Below are 20,774 nucleotides of genomic sequence, written 5' to 3' on the forward strand. Positions count from 1 at the left end.
CTCCGGGGCCGGGCCGAGGACGGGCTGGGGGCGTGAGCCCCGCGGGTCAGGCGACGGTGGCGTCGACGGTCACGTCGACGTTGCCGCGCGTGGCGTTCGAGTAGGGGCACACCTGGTGGGCACCGGCCACGAGCGCGTCCGCGGTCGCCTGGTCGACGCCGCTCATCTCGGCGTGCAGCGCGACGGCGAGGCGGAACCCGCCCTCCGGCGTGGGCAGGACCGAGACCTCCGCGACCACGGCAGAGTCCGCCATGGGCGCCTTCTCGCGCCGGGCGACGAGCTTCAGCGCCGAGTGGAAGCACGCGGCGTACCCGGCGGCGAAGAGCTGTTCCGGGTTGGTGGCACCGCCGGCGCCACCCATCTCCTTGGGGATCGCGAGGTCGACGTCGAGCAGCCCGTCGTCGGACCGGGAACGCCCGTCCCGTCCGTCTCCGGTGGCGGTGGCGACCGCGGTGTACAGCGCGCTCATGGGGACCTCCTGATCGGGCCGACGGCGTCGGCCCCGTTGGTAGAGTTACTAGTTCGTCGACTAGATCACGCGGTGCCCGTTGCCGCAAGCACCCGGCGACGACGCGTCCCGGCCGGACGGCATGAGAGGTTGGAGCGATGAGAACGACGCAGGCCGGGACCGAGGCCCCGGGAGCCCGCCCCGAGCGGCGCGGGCGGGTGCGCGAGCGGATCCTCGAGGCGGGGAGCCGGCTGTTCTACGCGGACGGGATCAGGGCCGTGAGCGCCGACAAGGTCATCGCCGCGGCCGGCGTGTCCAAGGTCACGTTCTATCGGCACTTCCCCGGCAAGGACGATCTCGTCGTCGCCTACCTGGATGCGATCGGCGAGGAGGAGCGCGCCCTGCTCGCCCGGCTGCGGGCGGAGCACGAGAGCGACCCGGCCGGGACGCTCGCCGCGCTGGCGCAGGCGCTCGGGGCCGTGGCGACCGGCCCGCAGTTCCGCGGCTGCGCGTTCGTCAACGCCGGGGCCGAGTACGCCGACCCCGCGCACCCGGTGCGCCAGGCCGTGGCGCGGCACCGCGCGCGGTACGCGGAGTTCTTCGCCGACGTGGCGCGCGACGCCGGCGCGGACGACCCCCGGGCCGTCGCCGCGGAGCTCATGATGCTGCGGGACGGTGCCATGGTGTGCGGCGACGTGGACGACGAGGTCGTCGTCGCTCCCCGGCTCGCGGCTGCGTTCGCCGCCGTGCTGGCGCTGCACCGGCCCGCCACGACGGGGGGCTGACGCGGCGCCGTCGGGCAGGACCCGCCCGACCTGAGAGAATCGGGCACCATGAGCACCGAACGCCGCGGCGGGAGCCGCCGCACCAGCCGCCCGCAGGGACCCGCCGCACAGCGCCCGCAGCGCCCCCGCAAGGCCGCCCCCCGGCGGCCCGCCCCCCGATCGGACGAGCCGGACCGTGACGTCCACGTGGCGGACGGCGTCCGCCTGCAGAAGGTGCTCGCGCAGGCGGGGCTCGGGTCGCGCCGCAAGTGCGAGGACCTGATCGCCGAGGGGCACGTCGAGGTGGACGGGGTGCTCGTCACCGAGCTCGGCGTCCGCGTCGACCCTGCCACCGCCGTCGTGCACGTGGACGGGATGCGGGTCCAGCTGGACGCCTCGAAGGTGACGATCGCCCTCAACAAGCCGCTCGGCGTGGTGTCGACGATGAGCGACCCGGACGGCCGCCCGACGCTCGCGGACCTCGTGCGGGACCGCCCCGAGCGCCTGTTCCACGTCGGTCGCCTCGACGCCGACAGCGAGGGCCTGCTGCTGCTCACCAACGACGGCGAGCTCGCGAACCGGCTCGCGCACCCGCGCTACGAGATCCGCAAGACCTACCTCGTGACCGTGACCGGCGGCGAGTTCTACCCGCGCCACGGCAAGCAGCTGACCGACGGGGTCGAGCTCGAGGACGGGATCGCCCGCGCGGACAAGGTGCGCGTCGTCGACTCCGTGCCGGGCGAGACGATGCTCGAGGTCGTGCTCCACGAGGGCCGCAACCGCATCGTGCGCCGCATGCTCGACGCCGTCGGATTCCCGGTCACGCGCCTGGTGCGGACCCGGATCGGCCCGATCGCGCTGGGTGACCTGCGGGTCGGGCGCACGCGGGTGCTCGGTCGCACCGAGCTCGGCACCCTGATGCGCGACGTCGACATGTGACGTCGCCGCACCCGTCCTCCCGTCCAGCAGACACCGCGCGGCATCCCGCGCGACAACAGAAGGTGAGCTCACACGTGGTCGTCATCGCCGTCGACGGTCCCTCCGGGTCCGGAAAGTCCAGCGTCTCGAAGGCGGTGGCCGCCCGGCTCGGGCTGGCCTACCTCGACACGGGGGCGATGTATCGCGCCGCGACGCTGTGGTGCGTCGAGGGCGGCACCGACCTGGCCGACCAGGCCGCGGTCGCGGAGGCGGTGCGCACCATGCCGCTGGAGATGGGGGTGGACCCCGCGGCGCCCACCGTGCACCTGGACGGTCGCGACGTCGCCGAGGCGATCCGCACCACCGAGGTCTCCACGGCCGTGTCCCAGGTCGCCACCAACCTGGAGGTCCGTGCGGAGCTGCGGCGGCGCCAGCGCGACGCGATCGAGGCGGAGAGCGCACCCGACGGCTTCTCCGGTGGCCAGGGCATCGTGGCCGAGGGCCGCGACATCACGACCGTCGTCGCGCCGGACGCCGACGCCCGCGTGCTGCTCACCGCGAGCGAGGAGGCGCGCCTGCGCCGGCGGTCGCTCGAGGTGCACGGCGCGGCCGACGCCGGCGCCGTCGAGGCCACCCGCGACCAGGTGCTGCGGCGCGACCGCGACGACTCGACCGTGAGCCAGTTCCAGGTCGCGGCGGACGGCGTCGTGACCGTCGACTCGTCGGACCTCGACTTCGACCAGACGGTCGACGCGGTCCTCGCCGTGGTGGCCCAGGTCACCGCCTGACGGCCTCGCCCGCCGGTCGTCCCGGTGGCCCGAGGGCACGGTGACGGGCGTCTCGTTCGTGACACGCCGCTCGGCCTGGGAGAATGGTGCCCATGACCTCTCCCGCCGACGGCTCCGTGCCCGCTGCCGAGCCCACCGACGACCCCACCACCGCGCCCGCCCCCGCGGCCGCTGCGGAGGCCGCGGAGGAGCCTGAGCTCGACGCCGTGGCCGAGGTCCTCGAGTCCGACGCGGACGACGAGGCGCGCGAGCGCGCCCTGCGTGCCGGGCTGGAGGACTTCGACCTCGACGAGTCCGACCGCGCCCTGCTGGACGCCGAGTGGGACGAGGACGACCTCGGACCGGGCGAGGCGCCGCTGCCGGTGCTCGCCGTCGTCGGCCGCCCGAACGTCGGCAAGTCGACGCTGGTCAACCGCATCCTCGGCCGCCGCGAGGCCGTCGTCGAGGACACCCCGGGCGTCACGCGCGACCGCGTCAGCTACCCCGGCGAGTGGGCGGGTCGCGAGTTCGTCCTGGTGGACACCGGCGGCTGGGAGGTCGACGTCGCCGGCATCGAGTCGAAGGTCGCCGACCAGGCCGAGGTCGCGGTCGGCCTGGCCGACGCCGTGATCTTCGTCGTGGACTCGACGGTCGGTGCGACGTCGACCGACGAGCGCGTCGTCGAGCTGCTGCGCCGGTCGGGCAAGCCCGTCGTGCTGTGCGCCAACAAGGTCGACGGCCCGTCCGGCGAGGCGGACGCCGCCTACCTGTGGGCCCTCGGGCTGGGGGAGCCGCACCCCGTGTCCGCGCTGCACGGGCGTGGCACCGGCGACCTGCTGGACGCCGCGATGAAGGTGCTGCCCGAGGTGTCCGAGCACGGCGAGCTGCGGCCTGCCGGTCCGCGCCGCGTGGCGCTCGTCGGTCGCCCTAACGTCGGCAAGTCGTCGTTGCTGAACAAGATCGCGGGCGCCGAGCGTGTCGTCGTCGACGAGATCGCCGGCACCACCCGCGACCCTGTCGACGAGCTCGTCGAGATCAAGGGTGTGCCGTACTGGTTCGTCGACACGGCGGGTATCCGCCGGCGCGTGCACCAGACGCGCGGCGCGGACTTCTACGCCTCCTTGCGCACCCAGGCGGCGATCGAGAAGGCCGAGGTCGCGGTGGTGCTCGTCGACGCCTCCGAGCCGATGACCGAGCAGGACACGCGCGTCATCTCGCAGGCCGTCGACGCCGGGCGCGCCCTCGTCATCGCGTACAACAAGTGGGACCTCATGGACGAGGACCGCCGCCCGTACCTCGAGCGTGAGATCGAGAAGGACCTGGTCCAGGTGCAGTGGGCGCCGCGCGTCAACGTGTCGGCCCGTACCGGCTGGCACACCGACCGGCTCACCCGCGCGCTCGAGACGTCGCTCCAGTCCTGGGACACCCGGATCCCGACCGGACGTCTCAACGCGTTCCTCGGCGAGCTCGTGGCCGCGCACCCGCACCCCCTGCGCGGCGGCAAGCAGCCGCGCATCCTGTTCGGCACGCAGGCGTCCACGCGCCCGCCGCGCTTCGTCATCTTCGCGACGGGCTTCCTGGAGGCCGGGTACCGCCGGTTCATCGAGCGTCGCCTGCGCGAGACGTTCGGCTTCGAGGGCTCGCCGATCGAGATCAGCGTGCGCGTGCGGGAGAAGCGGCGGCGGTGACGCCCCGGTGAGCCGTCCGTGAGTCGCCGATGAGCGCTGCCCCGCTCGCCCGGAGGGGTCGCCTGCTGCGCCTCGGCGCGGCGCGCGACACCTCCGCCGTGCGGCACCTGGTCACGTTCCTCGTGGTGAGCGTGGCCACGGTGCTGGTCACGCGGTTCCTGCTCGCCGTCTCGGGCTACCCGCAGGTGGGCGGCGGCGAGCTGCACGTGGCGCACGTCCTGTGGGGCGGCCTCGGCATGGCGCTCGCGGTGGTGGTGCTGCTCTCGTGGGTGGGGCCGGCGCTGCGTTCGCTGGGGGCGATGCTCGGCGGGGTCGGCTTCGGCCTGTTCGTCGACGAGATCGGCAAGTTCGTCACCTCCGACAACGACTACTTCTACGCGCCGACGGCGGCGCTCATCTACGCGGTCGTCGTGGTCCTGGTGCTCCTCGTCGAGGCGCTGCACGGGCGGCGGGCGCACCACCCCGCGGAGTACCTGGCCGTCGCCACCGACCGTGCCGTCGCCGGGGTCGCGGGCGGGTTCACCGACGCCGAGCGCGAGGAGGCCCGAGGCCTCGTCGCCCGCGGCCGCGGGGAGCCCGGCGCGGACGAGGTGTCCGCCCTGGTCGAGGCCGTGCCGCGCGACGACGTGGCGGTACCGGACCTGGTGCGCGTCCTCGTACGGCGCGCGTCCGGATGGTTCGCCGAGGCGCTGGAGCACCGGTGGGCGGCGGCGGTCGTCGTCGTCGCCGTGCTGGGCACCGCGACGTCGTCGCTGGTCGTCGGGCTCCGCGTCCTGACCGGGGGAGTCGACGTCCCGGGCTGGGTCGGCGTGGGCATCCTCGCGGCCGTGGTGGCGACGGTGGCGTGCGTCGTGCGGGGAGTCCTCGTCGGGTCCGGCGACCACCGGGGCGGGGCGGTGTGGGTGCGACGCGGCGTGCTCGTGAGCCTGCTCGTCACACAGCTCCTGGCATTCCGGGCGGTGCAGTGGGCGGCGGTGTCCGGGCTGGTCGTGGACCTGCTGGTGCTGGCGGCGCTCGGGGTCGCGCTCGGCCGGGACGACGACCTGCGCACCGCTCGCGGGACGACACGCTGACCGGTGGCCGCCGGGTGACGTGCGCCACCCGCGCTTGCCAGGAGGCGGCGCCGCGTGGCACGGTCGTCGGTGACGAGCGAACTTGCTCGCGTGCTCTGGGGTCGGTGAAATTCCGAGCCGGCGGTGAAAGTCCGCGACCCGGTCACAGCCTGTGACCGGTTGACCAGGTGGAACTCCTGGACCGACGGTCAAAGTCCGGATGGGAAGCGCACGCGACGGCTCCCCGTCCGGTCCGTCCCCGGCCCTCGTGGGCCGACGCCACCCCGCGTGGCGTCGCGCGGACCGGCCGGTCGCGAGCACGTCCGACCCTGCCTTCCTGCACCCCGGGGTCCGCGACCGGACGACAGGGGCAGGACACATGGAACAGCCGCAGGCAGAGTCCCCGACGACGCGCGCCGGCGCGACCGGGGCCGATGCCACCGGGGCGGAGCGGGCCGCGATGCGGCGGGCGCTCGAGCTCGCCGCGCGGATCCCCCCTCGGGGCCCCAACCCCCGCGTGGGCTGCGTGCTGCTGGACGCGGACGGCGCGACCCTCGCCGAGGGCTTCCACCACGGCGCCGGCACGCCGCACGCCGAGGTCGAAGCGCTGCGCGCCGCCGTCGGCCGGCTCGGGCCGGCCGCCGCGCGCGGTGCGACCGCCGTCGTCACCCTCGAGCCCTGCAACCACCACGGGCGCACCGGCCCGTGCGTCGACGCCCTCCTGGACGCGGGAGTCCGGCGCGTCGTGCACGCGCAGCACGACCCCAACCCTGCCGCCTCGGGCGGCGCCGCGCGCCTGCGCGCCGCCGGCGTCGACGTCGTCGGCGGGGTCCTGACCGACGAGGCACGCGCGCTCAACGACAGCTGGACCCGCGCGCTCGAGCTCGGCCGGCCCCTGGTGACCTGGAAGGTCGCGAGCACCCTGGACGGGCGTGCCGCGGCCGCCGACGGCACCTCGCGCTGGATCACGGGCCGGGCAGCGCGGCACGACGTGCACCGCCTGCGCGCCGCCTCGGACGCCGTCATGGTCGGCACCGGCACGGCCCTGGTCGACGACCCGGACCTCGGCGTGCGCCACGCACCCCTGACGGGCCCGCAGCCCGCGCGCGTCGTCGTCGGGCTCCGCGAGCTGCCGGCGTCGTCACGGCTCGCACGCGCCGCGGCCGCCGGCGAGACCGTGGCCCAGCTGCGCACCCACGACCCGCACGAGGTGCTGGAGCAGCTCTGGTACCAGGAGCACCGGCGCGTGCTGCTGGAGGGCGGCCCCGCGCTGGCCGCCGCGTTCTGGCGCGCCGGCCTGGTCGACGAGGTCGTCGCCTACGTCGCGCCCGCGCTCCTGGGCGTCGGCGCCTCCGCCGTCGCCGACCTCGGGATCGGCACCATCGCCGACGCCGCCCGCCTCGACCTGATCGACGTGACCGTCCTGCCCCAGGACCCCGCCGACCCCACCGACACCCCCACCGTGCGGCTCACCCTGCGGCCGCGGAAGGAGCGCTGAACCATGTTCACCGGCATCGTGGAGGAGCTCGGCACCGTCGTCTCCGTGCGTGAGCACGCGGACGGCGCCCGCATCACCCTCGCCGCGGACACCGTCCTGGCGGGCACCCGGGACGGCGACTCGATCGCCGTCGACGGCTGCTGCCTGACCGTCGCGGCGACCGGCGAGCGCGACGGTCGCCGCACCTGGACCGCCGACCTCATGGCCGAGACCCTCCGGCGCACCAGCCTGGGCGAGCGGCGACCCGGCGACGAGGTCAACCTCGAGCGGGCGCTCGCGGCCGACGGGCGGTTCGGCGGGCACGTCGTGCAGGGCCACGTGGACGGCGTCGGGACGGTGCTCGCCCGGACGCCCGGCACGCAGTGGGAGGTCGTGGAGATCGCGCTGCCCGCAGACCTGGCCCGGTATGTCGTGGCGCAGGGCTCCGTCGCGGTCGACGGCGTGAGCCTCACCGTGGTGAGCGTCGGAGATGCCTCGTTCACCGTGAGCCTCATCCCCGAGACGCGGGCGCGCACCACCCTCGGCCACCGAGCCGTGGGGGAGAAGGTCAACCTGGAGGTCGACGTGCTCAGCAAGTACGTGGAGCGCCACCTCGCCCACGGCCTGGCCGCCACGGCAGGGGCGGCGCTGTGAGCGCCGCCGTCGACCGGGTCGCGCGCGCCGTCGCCGACGTCGCCGCCGGCCGGCCCGTCGTCGTCGCCGACGACGCCAGCCGCGAGAACGAGGGCGATCTCATCTTCGCCGCCGACGCCGCCACCCCGGAGCTCATGGGCTTCCTGGTGCGGCACAGCAGCGGCCTCGTGTGCGTGGGCCTGGCGGGCGAGATCCTCGACCGGCTCGGGCTGCCGCTCATGGTCGAGACGAACCAGGACGCCTTCCGGACCGCCTACACGGTGACCGTGGACGCCGCCGCCGGCGGCACGACCGGCATCTCCGGCGCCGACCGAGCGCGCACCGCCCGGCTGCTCGCCGACCCGGCGTCGGCGCCCGCCGACCTGACCCGGCCGGGGCACGTGCTCCCGCTGCGCGCCCGGCCCGGCGGGGTGCTGGAGCGGCGTGGGCACACCGAGGCCGCCGTCGACCTCGCGCGCCTCGCCGGGCGCGGCGCGGCGGGCGTGCTCGCCGAGCTCGTGCACGACGACGGCACGATGATGCGGCTCCCGGCGCTGCGCGAGTTCGCCGCCGCCCACGACCTCACCCTGATCAGCGTGGCCGACCTCGCCGCCTACCGGAAGGCCACGGAGATGCTGGTCGAGCGGGTCGCCGTCACCACCCTGCCCTCCCGGCACGGCGAACTCACCGCCGTCGCGTACCGGGACACCCGCACCGGCGACGAGCACGTGGCCCTCGTGGCCGGCCCCCTGGACGCCCTCGCGGACCCGGCCGGGGCGCCGGTCCTGACGCGCGTGCACTCCGAGTGCCTGACCGGTGACGCGTTCGGCAGCCTGCGCTGCGACTGCGGTCCCCAGCTCGACGAGTCGCTGCGGCGGGTCGTCGCGGCCGGGCGCGGCGTCGTCGTCTACCTGCGCGGGCACGAGGGGCGAGGTATCGGCCTGGCCGCCAAGCTCGCCGCCTACGCGCTGCAGGACGCCGGCCGGGACACCGTCGACGCCAACCTCGACCAGGGGCTGCCCGCCGACGCCCGCGACTACACCGCCGCCGCGCACGTGCTGCGCGACCTCGGCGTGCCGCGCGTCCGCCTGCTCACGAACAACCCCGCCAAGGTCGACGGCCTCGTCGCCGGGGGAGCGGACGTCGTCGAGCGCGTGCCGCTCGCCCTGCCAGCCCACCCGCGCACCCTCGGCTACCTGCGCACCAAGCGTGACCGCATGGGCCACGACCTGCCGCACCTCACCGACACCCTGCACGACGCACCGACCGGAGGAGCTCCGATGCACCGCACCCCGACCACGCCCGCCCCGATCGCCGCCGGGGCGACCCGATGAGCGGCGCCGGCGCCCCCGCCGTCGCCCCCGTGGACTGCTCCGACCTGCGCGTGGCCGTCGTCGCCGCGAGCTGGCACCAGGTCGTCATGGACGGCCTCCTCGACGGCGCCCTGCGGGCGTGCGCCGACCACCAGGTCGCCGAGCCCCGGGTCGTGCGCGTGCCGGGCTCGTTCGAGCTTCCCGTGGCCGCGCAGGCGCTCGCGGCGGCCGGGTACGACGCCGTCGTCGCGCTGGGCGTCGTGATCCGCGGCGGCACGCCGCACTTCGACTACGTGTGCGCCGCCGCGACCGACGGGCTCAACCGCGTGGCCCTCGACCACACGGTGCCCGTCGGCTTCGGGCTCCTGACCTGCGACGACGAGCAGCAGGCCCTCGACCGCGCCGGGCTGGCCGGATCCCACGAGGACAAGGGGTACGAGGCCGCGGCCGCTGCCCTCGCCACTGCGCGCGTGCTCGGCGAGGTCCGTGACTGTCCGCTGACCGGTGCCCGCGTCGATGCAGGAGCAGTGTCCGACCTGGGGTAGTATTTCGGTCGGCCCTCCGGGGTGGCACCACGGTGCCACGTTGACGGGCCGACGGGCTGTGGCGCAGCTTGGTAGCGCACTTGACTGGGGGTCAAGGGGTCGCAGGTTCAAATCCTGTCAGCCCGACGTAAAAGTCCTGGTGAGAGATGGTTTCTCACCAGGACTTCGTCGTTTTCAGAGCACCACGTGTCCAAAAAGTGTCCAAGAACGATGCGAGCGGTGGTCGAAGTGCTGCTGGGGGTCGGCACAGTCGTCGTCGATGGGGAACTCGGGCAGGCGCAGGTGTCCGTCGATGCCCATGCCGTCGACCTCGATGCGCTCGGCCAGGGCGACCGTGTTGGCGCAGGCTTCGGCCCACCACTCGTCGTCGCGGACGGCGTACATCTCCTCAGTGCTGCGCACCCAGCAGCCGTGGCCGCTGAAGGCGAAGCGGTTCTCGCGAGGGGTCAGCAGGTCGCTTGGGAGACGACATGCAAAGACGCAGGATCGTGCTCGGGTTCGTCGGGGCGGTGGCCCTGAGCACCGCTGCGCTCAGTTCGGCCAGCGGAGGAGAAGTTCCCCGGCAGCCAACGACGCTTCAGCCGCGGCGGCAGCCGCGTACGCCGAGACCAACGATGTCAGCCTGCAGGAGGCCCAGGATGCCGTGGCGGACCAGGAGGCCGTGACGGCGGCGCTGGCCGATCTGGGTGTGAGCCTGGGTGCGGACGCCGATGTCTGGATCGAGCAGATCGGTGATGCGCAGGAGGTGAACGTCCGGACGCAGGACCTGTCAATCGCCAATGCGCTTTCTAGCCTGGACCTCAGCGCTTCCACAGAAGTGACGACCATCGACGAGCCTCCGATCGCTGTTCAGGTCCCCGCGCTCGACGCCACTCTCGAAGAGTCTGTGCGCGAGTTCGCCCCGGACGTGCAGGGGGTCTACGTGCGAACCGAGGACGGAGCGCTCGTAGTGGAGACGGAAGGGGAGAGCGCCGACGTTGACCTCGACGCGATGGCCGAGTCCACCGGGTTCCCTCAGGTTGTAACCGAGCAGGTCGGCACGATGAGAGACGACGCGATCACTGCCCGCGGTGGCGTGGGAATGGCCACGTGCACTGCCGGGTTCCCTGCCACGTACCAGGGCACTAAGGGAGTCGTCTCGGCAGCGCACTGTGGCACCTCGCAGAACCTCTACACCAATACCGCGGGCACTGGTGCGTACGTCAGCACCGTTCGGGCGACTCAGCGTCATGGCGCCACGGCCGACATCGGCTACTACCGCATGCCAACTGGCAACTACCTTTCCAGTTCGTTCTTTGGTTCCTCCGCGTCGAGCGCTACGACATTGGGCGGGGCGGTCGATGTCCCGAAGGGTGCCACGGTGTGTCACCGGGGCAAGACCACGGGCTGGTCATGCGGCAAGATCACGTCGCTCTCCTACAAGCCGACGTACGATAACGCTTGTAACGGATCGCCGTGTGAGGCCGTGTTCGTGCAGGTAGCGGACGCAGAAACCAAGGGGGGCGACAGCGGTGGCCCATGGGTCTCAGGGAGGAGCCCGGTCGGCATCCACAAGGGGAGTGGTGGCGGGCTTGCGATCTACTCCAAGATCAGCAGGCTCCCCTCAGGCGTCGCGCTCTACTACTGAGTGAGAGGCAGGAACGATGAGGGGACGAAGTCTTGCGACGGCCCTGGTGTTGGTCGCGGCCGGGGTGACCGTCGCGGCGTGCGGGTCCGAGTCGCCCGGCTCTGGGGCCGGGTCCGCCGCCGCCTATGCCCGTTACAAGCCCTCGGAACCTGGGGGTGACGCGGCGTTGCTCAACGGTACGGTCCGGATAAGCGACGGGTGCCTCGTTGTGGAGCAATCCGACAACGGAACGGTCTACACGCCGATCTTCCCCGACGGGTACAAGATCCCAGCGGACGGTGACGTAGTGGCGCTTGGAGGCGGGGCGGCTGACGCTTGGCCGAAGATCACCGAGGCTGACAGCAACGGATGTGACACAGCGCCGTTCTGGTTGGTGGTCGCAGGCAGCTAGAGCGTTCCGCGGCAGCAAGGGGGAGGACCGGGCGTCGTGACGCCGGGTCCTCCCTTAGCTGCTATCTGGACAAAGCAAGCAGGTGGCTGACAGCTCGCGAAGAACCCCCGGTCGGTGCGCGCGACACCAGCGGGGAGCGGGCACGTCACGCCGATGCCGTGTGCCACAGTCACCTCAATGAACAGCCTGCTCGACATCGCTGTGTTCGACACGGCATGGCCGACTCAGTGGCCTGAGTCTCGACCCATAGGTCATGAGCTCGCGAAGGCCGTCGTCGCCGCGGCGGACACGGGCCTCACTCAGACCGGGTCGGGCGACAAGACCATCATCGAGCAGGACGAAACGGACGCGGCGGGCACTGAGCGACGCCTGGGGCCTGCCCCCGGTTCGTCAGCATTGCGCTTGGCGCCCCCTACGCCGCTGATCGCCGCCGTGGCACATTCGGGTGCTCGTTGTCGGTCGGCACGAGTTGAATGGCCCCAGCACCAGCGATCCCGACGTCCGGCGGGACGATGCGATCTAGCGAGGGGGCACCGTGCCTGAGAGCCGGCACAAGTACTTGTATGAGCGCCTCGGCGACCATGAATTCCAGCAGCTCGTCAACGCGCTCATGGTCGGTCAGTTTCCCGACTACGTCCCGATGGCGCTGCGCCAGGCCGACGGGGGCCGGGACGGCATCCGCAAAAACGAGGCTGGCAAGGTGCTGGTGTACCAGGTCAAGTGGTCGGTCAACGGCAAGGAGAAGGATCCGGTCTCGTGGCTCGACGCTGTCGTCAGGTCCGAGGGGACGAGCCTGCGACGGCTCGCTGAACAAGGTGTCCGGCGCTACACCCTGGTCACCAACGTGCCCAGCACGGCGAAGCCCGACGTCGGCACGTACGACAGGCTCGACAAGCTGTTGGAAGAGCATGCTGAAGCCTTCGGCTTCGAGCAGATGAGCTGCATCTGGCGCGACTCGCTGGACGCGATGGTCGACAACGCACCGACCGAGACGAAGTGGGCCTACGCCGAGATGCTGGCGGGCTGGGACCTGATCCGGTACCTCATCGACGAGCAGGCGGGTGTCGCCAAGGACAGAGGTCTGCGCGACCTGGTCCGCAAGGTCGCGGCCTCCCAGTGGGAGGACGACAGCACGGTGAAGTTCTCCCAGTCCGACGTCGACCGGCAGAGGGTTGTCGACCTGTTCGTCGACGTCACCGCCGAGCGCGTGCACACCGCGGCCCCCAAGGTCGGTCAGGCGCTGACGGCGATCGGGGGCGCCGCCGCCTACCTCATGCGCTCATCCGCACCGTTCACCCTCGTCCGCGGTGCGCCGGGCCAGGGCAAGTCGACGCTGAGCCAGTATGTGTGCCAGGCGCACCGGGCTTCGTTCTTGCCCGAGGCAGAACGTCCCTCCGCCCTGCCGCGCCTGGCAGACCCGCGCTTCCCCGTCCGCGTCGACCTGAGCGACTACGCCCTGTGGCTCGCCGGCGCCGACGTCCTGGACGACGAAGACGATGACCGCGAGCCTTCGCGCGGAACGGCGAGGCGCGGGGACCGTGCGACGGTCGAGTGCTTCCTCGCCGACGTGCTGACCCATGAGAGCGGAGGCTCAGCGGTCACCGCGGACGACGTCCAGGCCATCTTCGGCCGGGTGCCCAGCCTCGTGGTGCTGGACGGCCTCGACGAGGTCGGCAGCCCTGCCGTACGAGGCAAGGTCGTCAAGGAGATCGACAAGTTCGTCGCGCGCGGCAAGAGCTACACGGTCCCGCCGACTGGACAGCCAACTGGACAGCCAACTGGACAGCCAACTGGACAGCCAACTGGACAGCCACGCATCCCTGACCGCGGCCTTCCACGAGGTTTCGTGACCCTCCTCCGGTGTGCGTGAGTGCAGGTCGGGCGCGCCACACTCCGTTGCGTTCGGCATCGTCGCGACTCGCGCTCGGTATACCTGGGGGTCAGGGGGTCGCAGGTTCAAGTCCTGTCAGCCCGACCAGCACACGACGAGAGGCTCGGACCGCAAGACGGTCCGAGCCTCTTGTCGTTCCGGTGGATCGCTCCGCGGAACGTTCGCGACCCGGGGGCCGAGCGCGCCGTCGGGTTCGACGATGTCGGCCGGCCGATCACTCGAGAGGTTGGATGCGGTCGAACTCGCCTTGCATCGGAACTGAGCTGACCGCGCGAGACACCAGAGAGACCAGGAGCAGGACGACGAACACGCCGACGGGCACGAGGATCGCCACCACGTAGCCGCCGTGCTTGAGCAAGAGTCCGGCGACTGCCGGACCGATCGCTCCCGCGACGGAAGTTGCGAGCCCTTCGATGGAAAGCACGCGCCCGCGAATCCTGTCGGGGATCAGCAGAGCGACGAACGATCCCTGCATCGCGTTGAGCGGTATCAGCGGCAAGGATGCCAACAGCGCCAGCGCAGCAGTCGCCCACACGTTCTGAGTCAGCGACACGGCCAGGAAGGCGATGCCGATGATGATCAGCGACAGCCGGATGATGCGCCCACCAGTCAACGTGCGTGTCAGCGCACCCAGTGCGAGCCCGCCCAGGAGGACTCCCACCCCCTGGACCGTCTGGATGAGGCCGATCTGCCAAGGCGGCGTGCCGATCTGCTGCTGGTTCAGCAGGATCGCCATCCCGGTGGCACCGAGAGCGAAGTTGACCCCGAGGACCAGCAGGATCAAGGTGCGGGGCTGTGCCCAGCGCACCAGCCACCTGAGCCCGGCGGACAGCGCGACATCGTCGGGGCTGGAGCCTTCTCCAGGCTGCGGGCGGAGGTCCGCACGCAGCGCAGCGCCCGCGCCGGCCTGCCCGAGTCGCAGGATCGACGTCACGAAGAACGGCAGGGCGGGAGCCAGCCCAAAGAGAAGCCCAGACAGCGGGGAGGCGCCGAGCTGGATCGCCGCGTCGCGCGACTGGTTGGCTGCGGAAGCGCTCGGAAGCAGATCCTTCGTCACGATCTGAGGAAGAACCACGTCGGTGATGGTCGCAAAGATCCCGCCGACGAGCCCGCCGACCGCGGCAAAGACCAGCAGCGAAACGGTCGACAGCAGATCCATGAACGCCAGCACGGCCAAGGCGCCATAGACGATGCTTGCGGACAGGCCCGCAAGAATCAGAAGGCGGCGACGGTCGACACGGTCCGCCAGGTACCCGCCCGGGAGTGTCGACAGGCCTTGCGACAAGGCCGACACGGCACCGACAAGGCCGGCGGTCGCAGTGTCTCCCGTGACATGGAACGCCAGGAGGCTGAAAGCGAAGATGCCGATGAACAGGCCTGCTTGGGAAAATGTGTCGCCGATGAACCATGCACGGTAGTCGCGACCGCGCCAAAGCCGCCGACCAGCGCCCTGGTCCTGAGGCCCTTCCTCTGCACCCGCCATGCGGGGTGGTGCTGACCCCGTCGCGGCGGATTCATTCGCCGGCACGTTCAGAGCGTCCTCCGCATCTCTCATCACAGGGGCGCCACGTCGAAGATATAGTCATACTGCGGATCGGCGCTGCCGCAGGTCGGGCATCCAGGTTCGACATCCCACTCCATGACGGTGCCGATCTGCCCGCTCAGGTAGTCGACCTCCATCTGCCGCGCCACGGCGAAAGGTTCTGCGTAGCCAGTGATCAGCCGCACGACCTCATCAACTCCGTAGGACGTAAGACGCTGCGCGTGCGGCGAGATCACACCGGTGGCGGCGTGGCGCGACGGATTCATCAGCGCTCTGAACTGCGGCAGAAAATCGTTGCTGTTGATCTCGTCGTAGATGTGCAAGCAGTCCATGCACCCCGATGCACCGGGGACGACTGAGAACATCCTGCCTCGCGTGTGCTGACTCAAGAGCGTCACGGCAGGAACGCCCAGGCGAACCGCAACCGCATTGACCCGTCGCTGGGCGGTGAATGGAGGCTCGTCGATGGTGCACAGGAGGCATGACGCTCCTCCTGACGCTTCAACGGCCCAATCGACATCGTCGACCCACGTGTCATGGCCCTCCACGACGGTGTCGGGAGCGAAGCTCTTGCAGTACTCGGCGGCAACAGCGACCTTCTTTCGGCTGATGTCCGACGTCCGGTAGAGGGTCTGGCGATTAAGGTTCTCCATGCCCACCACATCTGCATCGACGATAGTGAGCTTCTTGAGACCGAGGGCGAGCAGCTGGGGCAGACACGCGCTACCGCCTCCACCGAGCCCGAAGAGGACGACGTGGGATTCGCGCAGCTTCTCCTGCGCAAAGTTGCCCGGCGACGCAGAGTTCGGCGACGCCGCAGCGAAGAAGGTCTGGTTGGCATGCAGGCGCTTCGGGAGGCGGTCGTACGCGGCGGCATCCTCGAGGATTCCGTTCGAGTCAAGAAGGCTGACCCCTTCGCGAATCTGCTCGGCCGTGAGGTAGGGCAAGGCCGTCCGCGCGTCGCGGACGACGTCTTCGAGCGTGCGCGTCCCGTCGAGGAGGGGAAGGAGGACGCGCAGCTCCCCGGCCGGGTCTGTCAGCTGCTTGGTGACTTCCTGCTGCGCACCGATGCGAACAGTGGATTCGTCGATCCAGTACACCGGGTACGAGCGAGTGATCTCGGGCCTGTTCATCTTTGTCTCCGCGTGCTGCTGAAGCTGCTTCCGCAGCCGCGTCTCGCGACTGCGGAAGCAACCAGTGTCCGATGGCGGTTCAGGCTCAGAACACGCCCCACACCTTGACGTCGTACCCGACCGGGGTCTCGATAGAGAAAGTCATCTCTTTCACCTCCATCTCGCCATTGAGGGCCCGCGCCGTTGCGGGCATGGCGCGACAGTAGCGCCCGGCAACTGGTGCGTCAACTAGTTCGTCGACCTCAATGTCGGGCCGGTGGGAATGGCGTTCTTGCGATGTGTTGCTATGTGCAGAGAATGCGCTCGAGTGCTGATTGTGGAATTGCCAACTGATTCTGAACGAGGTGCGGTGGCGCGGTCAGTTCCCAGCATGAGCGAGGCGGGTCGGTCCGAGTGCAGAGGCTCAGTCTCCGCGCCCCTCGGACTCCTCGTCGTGCATCCTGTGAATCGGCTCGCCGTCAGGACCGAGCGGCTCAACGAGCGTGAGGTGTTCGGAGTTCGGGTCGATCCAGCGCTGATAGCCCGGTCCGGTCCGGGCAGTCTCGAAGCGCGCTGCGACTCGCCCGTCGTCGCCGACGCGCACGACCCAGCCACGTCCGTCGGCGGCGGTCTCGACGTCGAGGCCGGGTGCCACGGTGGCGGCCGTCGCACGGATCGGACCCGTCACTGGCGGTGCTGCGGGGACGGCGTCGACGTCGTGCGGGACGCCGGCCTGCTCCTGGGTCACCGCCGCATCCGGAAGGTCCGGCAGTCCCGGGCCGAGCGGCAACATGAGCTGTGCGTGCTCGGACAGGCCGTGGAACGCGACGCCGAGGAGGCGGACGGGCTCGGTGACCTCGGCCAGCCGCAGCGCCCGGTGCGCCGCGTCGCGCAGTGCGGACTCGTCGGTCGTGGGGCGTGACAGGGTGACCGAGCGGGTCAGCGTCGTGAAGGACGCGAGGCGCACCTTGACGACGACGGTGCGCGCTGCGGCGGCGTGTCGTTCGAGGCGCGCGAGCGCTGCGTCGACCACGGGGTCGAGGGCCGCGGCGATCGCGGCGCGGCCGTGCAGGTCGGTGTCGAAGGTGTGCTCGGCGCCGGCCGACTTGCGCTCACGCACCGTCGTGACCGGCCGGTCGTCCCAGCCGCGCGCGATCCGGTAGAGGTTGGTCCCGCCGGCCTCGCCGGCGACCATGAGCAGCGTGTCGAGCGGCTGGCGGCGCAGGTCGGCGACCGTGCGCACGCCGAGACCGTCCAGGCGTGCGGCGGAGACCGGGCCCACGCCCCACAGCGCTCGGACGGGCAGGTCGAGCAGGAACGCGTCCTCCTCGTCGGCGTCGACGACCCGCACCCCGCCGGGCTTGGCCGCCTCCGAGGCGAGCTTGGCGACGAGCTTGGAGCGGCCGAGACCGATCGAGACGGGCAGCCCGCTGAGCTCGCGGGCGCGCTCGCGGATCGTGCGCGCGAGCTCGTGGAGGTCGGTCTGCGGCCGGGTGGCGGCGCCGAGGTCGGCGAAGGCCTCGTCGATGCTCACGGGCTCGACGAGGTCGGTGACCTCGCGCAGCGCGGTCATGATCCGGTCCGAATAGGCCGAGTACGCGGCGAACCGTGGCACGACCACGATCGTCGAGGACGGGCACAGGCGTCGTGCCTGCTCCATCGGCATCGCGGAGCGCGCACCGTACTGCCGGGCCTCGTAGGACGCCGTCGCCACGACGCTGCGCGGGCCGACGCCGCCGACCAGCACGGGGCGCCCGCGCAACGACGGCCGCTGGTGCTGCTCGACGGCCGCGAAGAAGGCGTCAGCGTCCAGGTGCGCGATCGTCGGGCGAGCGCGCAGCACCGGAGCGTGCAGCGCGCGGTCGGGGATCACCTCCCTACTGTGCCGGAGGCGGCTGACACGGCGTGCCTACGGAGGTCGTGAGTCCGGCCACGTCCCCGGGCCGCGGGCTAGGCCCGGTGCCTCGGCGCGGACCAGTCGCTCGGCAGCTGCACGGTGGTCGACACCCGCACCAGCGCGGGGGAGCGGGGTGTGGAGCCGAAGCCGAACCGCACCGGCGGGTCGACGGGGGTCAGGCCCCCGAGGTCGTCCCCGTCCAGTGACGCGGTCGCAGCGGTGATCTCGTGCATGTCCTGCGCGGCGTACCACTCGCGGCGCCCGTTGCCCGCGCTGCCGTACGTGCGCACGCCCCTGAGGAGCCGGGCGGGAGCGTCGACGAGCCGGACCCACGCCACCCGGCGCGACAGCGAGGGCGGCACCGCATGAAGGAGCCGCCCCAGCGGGTGTCGACCGCCGACGACGAACCGCAGCGCGAGCGGGCCGGCCGCGACGTCCCACGTCGGCCCTGACCGCCTGACCGTGACGGGCACGACCTGCACGTCGTGGAAGGAGTACGTGTCGGCGATGAAGCGGCCGAGCTCGCCGGACGGGGCGAGCAGCGTCCGGCGGCCGTCGGCACGCTCGACCATGACGTCGCTGACCGACCCGTACGGGGACGTGGGCCAGTGCCCGAGCACCAGCCGCGTCCCGCTCGCCGTCCCCAGGCCGGCGATCCACCCGTCGAAGCGCAACCGCGCATGGTCCATCCGACAGTCTTACCAGCGGCGGGTCGTGCGCGGATCCCCGGTCAGGCGGACGAGGTCCTTGACCTCGATGGCGGAGGAGGACGGGACGGTCACGGGGCGCGACAGTGGTCAGCCCGGGCGCGCAGCGCCTCGTCGACCGGGCAGGGGGCGGGGCACCCCGACCCGCGTGTCGACCCCCGGCGACCAGGTCGCGACAGGCCGGATGGTCGGCGCGGGGAGGCCGGCAGCGGTGAGGAGTGCGCCGAGCCGGTCGGCGCCGGTGACCTGGGCGCGGTGCAGCGGCCACGGCGGGTGCGCCACGGGCACGCGCCAGAGGCGGCCGCACCGCACCGTGTACGCGTTCCACCTCCCGGTGACGGCGGTCAGCCACGGGCTGGGTGCCGCGATGCGCTCGCCGGGTCGTACGGTCAGGTCGATCCGCCCGTACGGCGCCTGGTCGCCGCGGTAGACGACCGAGGAGCCGGTCCGCCGCGCCGTGACGGGGTAGACGCGGTAGGCCAGTCCGAGCGCCCGCATCGCGCCGACCATCGCGGTGCGGGGGCACAGCAGCCGCAGGAACCAGATCCCGTCGGTGCCGCTGGCAGGGTGACGGACGTAGGTGCGCACGTTCACCTCGGCGAACTCCGACCAGCCCGGGACGGCGGGCAGGACGGACGCTCGCACGTCACGCATGAGCAGCGGGGTGACCGCCACCCACGCGTCGCCGTCCACGACGTCGACCTCGAGACCGCTCGGCAGCAGGGCCTGGACGACGGCGGGCGGGCATGCCCAGTGCAGGAAGGTGACCGCGTGCCAGCGTTGCCGGCTGGCCACCAGCCGGACGGCGTGCGGTGCTGCGTGAGACGGCATCGGTGCCTCCAGGTGCAGCGTGACAGTCCTCGTGGTCGTTCGCCCGGCCGGCCCGGCCCCCGCGGTGCGAGCGTGCGACGGCGGGGAGACGCTGGAGGCGCTCGCGTCGAGCAGCGGCGTGCACCCCATCGCACGAGGGTGCGCGGTCGCGCCCTCGGACGGGAGCAACGATGTTCTTCCACCGTCAAGAACTGCAGCACCAGGCCAAGCCTGACAAGCCGGATGCTGTCTATGCCCGCAAGCTGCAGGAGGTGCTCGGCGGCCAGTACGGCGAGATCACCGTGGCCATGCAGTACGGGTTCCAGTCCTGGAACGCACACCTGCCCGGCAAGTACCGTGACCTTCTCTACGGGATCGGCGCCGAGGAGTTCGGGCACGTCGAGATGCTCGCGACGATGATCGCGCAGCTGCTCGAGAAGGCGCCTCTGGGCGTCGTCGAGGGAGCGGTGCAGGACGACCCGACCGTCGCGGCGATCGTCGGAGGCACCGACCCGCAGCACGCGATCGTCGCAGGGGCGGGCGCCCGGCCCGTGGACTCCAACGGCAACCCGTGGTCCGCGGGCTACGTGACCGCCAGCGGCAACCTGCTCGCCGACTTCACGGCCAACGCCAACGCCGAGATGCAGGGCAGGCTGCAGGTGGCGCGGCTGTACCACATGACCGACGACCCCGGTGTGCGTGACCTGCTGTCCTTCCTGCTCGCCCGGGACACCATGCACCAGAACCAGTGGATCGCCGCGGCACAGGAGCTGCGGGACGAGGGTGTCGAGGGCCTGCCGGTGCCGAGCACGTTCCCGCTCGGCAAGGAGGACCGGGACGTGGCGTACCAGTACATCAACTTCTCCGACGGGGAGAAGGCGTCCGAGGGCCGTTGGGCCAGCGGGCCGACGCCCGACGGCAAGGGCGAGTTCGAGTACGTCGCGGAGCCGCCCGCAGGTGTGCCGATGCCGCCGCCCACGAAGCCGGACGAGCGTCTTCACGGCACCGTCCCGGGGCCCAAAGGTCTGAAGAAGGCTGCCGGCACCGTCAAGGACGCCATGCACAAGAAGTGAGGGCCGCGGCGGCCCCACCGACGACGCGCAGCACCTGAGCGCGGCTGCTCGGGGCGTGCGGTCCCGGTTCACCCGGCCCGGCACGCCCCGAGCGGTGCGGGGCCGCCTCTCTCCAGGC

19 protein-coding genes, 1 tRNA gene and 1 riboswitch are annotated in these 20,774 nt (G+C 71.9%); of the genes, 13 read left to right on the forward strand and 7 right to left on the reverse strand.

The window, feature by feature from the left end; translation table 11 throughout:
* Nucleotides 1-46: 46 nt before the first annotated feature.
* On the reverse strand, nt 47-469 hold the full coding sequence (locus ACFT55_RS09715; RefSeq protein ID WP_380243616.1) for an organic hydroperoxide resistance protein: 423 nt from the start codon (nt 467-469) through the stop codon (nt 47-49).
* Nucleotides 470-606: 137 nt separating this feature from the next.
* Between ACFT55_RS09715 and ACFT55_RS09720 the strand changes: the two genes are divergently transcribed.
* From ACFT55_RS09720 to ACFT55_RS09765, 10 genes are all read left to right on the forward strand, one after another.
* The gene (locus ACFT55_RS09720; RefSeq protein ID WP_380243617.1) at nt 607-1,233 is read left to right on the forward strand and encodes a TetR/AcrR family transcriptional regulator; all 627 of its coding nucleotides are present in this window, start codon (nt 607-609) and stop codon (nt 1,231-1,233) included.
* Nucleotides 1,234-1,281: 48 nt separating this feature from the next.
* Nucleotides 1,282-2,151 carry a pseudouridine synthase gene (locus ACFT55_RS09725; protein WP_380243618.1) on the forward strand — a complete coding sequence of 290 codons (870 nt, stop codon included), beginning with the start codon at nt 1,282-1,284 and terminating at the stop codon, nt 2,149-2,151.
* 62 nt (nt 2,152-2,213) lie between these two features.
* A complete protein-coding gene (cmk, locus tag ACFT55_RS09730) occupies nt 2,214-2,918 on the forward strand; it encodes a (d)CMP kinase (protein ID WP_380243619.1) in 705 nt (234 codons plus the stop codon).
* 92 nt (nt 2,919-3,010) lie between these two features.
* The gene (gene der / locus ACFT55_RS09735) at nt 3,011-4,585 is read left to right on the forward strand and encodes a ribosome biogenesis GTPase Der (RefSeq protein WP_380243620.1); all 1,575 of its coding nucleotides are present in this window, start codon (nt 3,011-3,013) and stop codon (nt 4,583-4,585) included.
* Between the two features lie 29 nt (nt 4,586-4,614).
* The gene (locus tag ACFT55_RS09740; protein ID WP_380243621.1) at nt 4,615-5,658 is read left to right on the forward strand and encodes a hypothetical protein; all 1,044 of its coding nucleotides are present in this window, start codon (nt 4,615-4,617) and stop codon (nt 5,656-5,658) included.
* 86 nt (nt 5,659-5,744) lie between these two features.
* A riboswitch (FMN riboswitch) is annotated at nt 5,745-5,874 on the forward strand.
* A gap of 142 nt (nt 5,875-6,016) precedes the next feature.
* Complete coding sequence (gene ribD / locus ACFT55_RS09745) at nt 6,017-7,135, forward strand: bifunctional diaminohydroxyphosphoribosylaminopyrimidine deaminase/5-amino-6-(5-phosphoribosylamino)uracil reductase RibD (RefSeq protein WP_380243622.1); 1,119 nt, start codon at nt 6,017-6,019, stop codon at nt 7,133-7,135.
* Nucleotides 7,136-7,138: 3 nt separating this feature from the next.
* Complete coding sequence (locus ACFT55_RS09750; protein ID WP_380243623.1) at nt 7,139-7,768, forward strand: riboflavin synthase; 630 nt, start codon at nt 7,139-7,141, stop codon at nt 7,766-7,768.
* Nucleotides 7,765-9,081, forward strand: a complete 1,317-nt coding sequence (locus ACFT55_RS09755) for a bifunctional 3,4-dihydroxy-2-butanone-4-phosphate synthase/GTP cyclohydrolase II (RefSeq protein ID WP_380243624.1) — start codon at nt 7,765-7,767, stop codon at nt 9,079-9,081. The genes ACFT55_RS09750 and ACFT55_RS09755 overlap by 4 nt, the downstream gene beginning before the upstream one ends.
* Entirely contained in the window at nt 9,078-9,605 is a 528-nt protein-coding gene (ribH, locus tag ACFT55_RS09760; RefSeq protein WP_380243625.1) for a 6,7-dimethyl-8-ribityllumazine synthase, read from the forward strand. The genes ACFT55_RS09755 and ribH overlap by 4 nt, the downstream gene beginning before the upstream one ends.
* A 52-nt stretch (nt 9,606-9,657) precedes the next feature.
* Nucleotides 9,658-9,731, forward strand: a tRNA-Pro gene (locus tag ACFT55_RS09765).
* A gap of 48 nt (nt 9,732-9,779) precedes the next feature.
* Here the strand turns inward: ACFT55_RS09765 and ACFT55_RS09770 are convergent.
* Nucleotides 9,780-10,007 (reverse strand): hypothetical protein, encoded by a 228-nt coding sequence (locus ACFT55_RS09770; protein ID WP_380243626.1) that lies wholly within the window; start codon nt 10,005-10,007, stop codon nt 9,780-9,782.
* 241 nt (nt 10,008-10,248) lie between these two features.
* On the opposite strand from ACFT55_RS09770, the gene ACFT55_RS09775 reads away from it, so the two are divergent.
* Both ACFT55_RS09775 and ACFT55_RS09780 read left to right on the forward strand, forming a co-directional pair.
* Nucleotides 10,249-11,232, forward strand: coding sequence for a S1 family peptidase (locus tag ACFT55_RS09775; protein ID WP_380243627.1), 984 nt, complete (start codon nt 10,249-10,251; stop codon nt 11,230-11,232).
* A gap of 926 nt (nt 11,233-12,158) precedes the next feature.
* A complete protein-coding gene (locus tag ACFT55_RS09780) occupies nt 12,159-13,493 on the forward strand; it encodes a PT domain-containing protein (RefSeq protein WP_380243628.1) in 1,335 nt (444 codons plus the stop codon).
* Nucleotides 13,494-13,728: 235 nt separating this feature from the next.
* On the opposite strand, the gene ACFT55_RS09785 is transcribed toward ACFT55_RS09780, so the two are convergent.
* The 5 genes from ACFT55_RS09785 to ACFT55_RS09805 form a co-directional block, all read right to left on the reverse strand.
* Entirely contained in the window at nt 13,729-14,997 is a 1,269-nt protein-coding gene (locus ACFT55_RS09785) for an MFS transporter (protein ID WP_380243629.1), read from the reverse strand.
* Between the two features lie 71 nt (nt 14,998-15,068).
* Nucleotides 15,069-16,190: a HesA/MoeB/ThiF family protein gene (locus tag ACFT55_RS09790; protein WP_380243630.1), complete on the reverse strand. Its 1,122-nt coding sequence runs from the start codon at nt 16,188-16,190 to the stop codon at nt 15,069-15,071.
* A gap of 403 nt (nt 16,191-16,593) precedes the next feature.
* Entirely contained in the window at nt 16,594-18,042 is a 1,449-nt protein-coding gene (locus ACFT55_RS09795) for a DNA polymerase IV (RefSeq protein ID WP_380243631.1), read from the reverse strand.
* Nucleotides 18,043-18,119: 77 nt separating this feature from the next.
* Entirely contained in the window at nt 18,120-18,755 is a 636-nt protein-coding gene (locus ACFT55_RS09800) for a hypothetical protein (RefSeq protein ID WP_380243632.1), read from the reverse strand.
* Nucleotides 18,756-18,863: 108 nt separating this feature from the next.
* A complete protein-coding gene (locus ACFT55_RS09805) occupies nt 18,864-19,604 on the reverse strand; it encodes a YqjF family protein (RefSeq protein ID WP_380243633.1) in 741 nt (246 codons plus the stop codon).
* 170 nt (nt 19,605-19,774) lie between these two features.
* On the opposite strand from ACFT55_RS09805, the gene ACFT55_RS09810 reads away from it, so the two are divergent.
* Entirely contained in the window at nt 19,775-20,656 is an 882-nt protein-coding gene (locus tag ACFT55_RS09810; RefSeq protein WP_380243634.1) for a manganese catalase family protein, read from the forward strand.
* Nucleotides 20,657-20,774 lie beyond the last annotated feature (118 nt).

The sequence above is a fragment of the Isoptericola sp. NPDC057191 genome (assembly GCF_042670225.1).
Classification (GTDB): domain Bacteria; phylum Actinomycetota; class Actinomycetes; order Actinomycetales; family Cellulomonadaceae; genus Isoptericola.